This is a genomic window from Pseudomonas sp. SDO5271_S396, assembly GCF_054071795.1.
Window position 1 is genome coordinate 1 of record NZ_JBSVWB010000116.1, and the last position, 1,037, is coordinate 1,037.

Genomic DNA, 1,037 nt, shown 5'->3' on the forward strand with positions numbered 1-1,037 from the left:
GACTCCGCCGCCATCATCCGCGCCAAGGCCGCCCTCGACAAACTCGACATCGCCGAAGGCCTCGCCGAACTCGAAGGCGCCTCCGCCCGCGTCGCCGTCGACGAAAAGCGCATGATCAACTGCCGCGCCGACCTCAACCAACTCGTGCCGTTCAAGTACGACTGGGCCTGGCAGAAGTACCTCGACGGCTGCGCCAACCACTGGATGCCGCAAGAGGTCAACATGACCGCCGACATCGCCCTGTGGAAAAACCCCGAAGGCCTGACCGACGACGAACGCCGCATCGTCATGCGCAACCTGGGCTTCTTCTCCACCGCCGACTCCCTGGTCGCCAACAACCTGGTGCTGGCCGTGTACCGCCTGATCACCAACCCGGAGTGCCGCCAGTACATCCTGCGCCAGGCCTTCGAAGAAGCGATCCACACCCACGCCTACCAGTACTGCATCGAATCCCTGGCCATGGATGAAGGCGAAATCTTCAACATGTACCACGAGATCCCATCGGTCGCCAAAAAGGCGGCCTGGGGCCTGAAATACACCCGTTCGATCTCCGATCCGAAGTTCGAAACCGGCACCGTCGAGACCGACAAGGAGCTGCTGCGCAACCTGGTCGCCTACTACTGCGTGCTGGAAGGCATCTTCTTCTACTGCGGCTTCACCCAGATCCTCTCCATGGGCCGCCGCAACAAAATGACCGGCGTGGCCGAGCAGTTCCAATACATCCTGCGCGACGAGTCGATGCACCTGAACTTCGGTATCGACGTGATCAACCAGATCAAGATCGAAAACCCACACCTGTGGGATGCCGAGATGAAGGAAGAAGCGACCCAGATGATCCTGCAAGGGACTCAGCTGGAGATCGAATACGCACGCGACACCATGCCGCGCGGCGTGCTGGGCATGAACGCGGCGATGATGGAGGACTACCTCAAGTTCATCGCCAACCGTCGTCTGTCGCAGATTGGCTTGAAGGAAGAGTATCCAGGGACCACCAACCCGTTCCCGTGGATGAGCGAGATCATGGACTTGAAGAAAGA

The 1,037-nt window shown here is 60.0% G+C and carries 1 protein-coding gene; it reads left to right on the forward strand.

Going from position 1 to position 1,037, the window contains the following annotated elements; all coding sequences use genetic code 11:
- Positions 1-1,037: ribonucleotide-diphosphate reductase subunit beta (locus ACW9IN_RS30090; protein ID WP_457369240.1), on the forward strand; the 1,037-nt coding region annotated here is incomplete at both ends.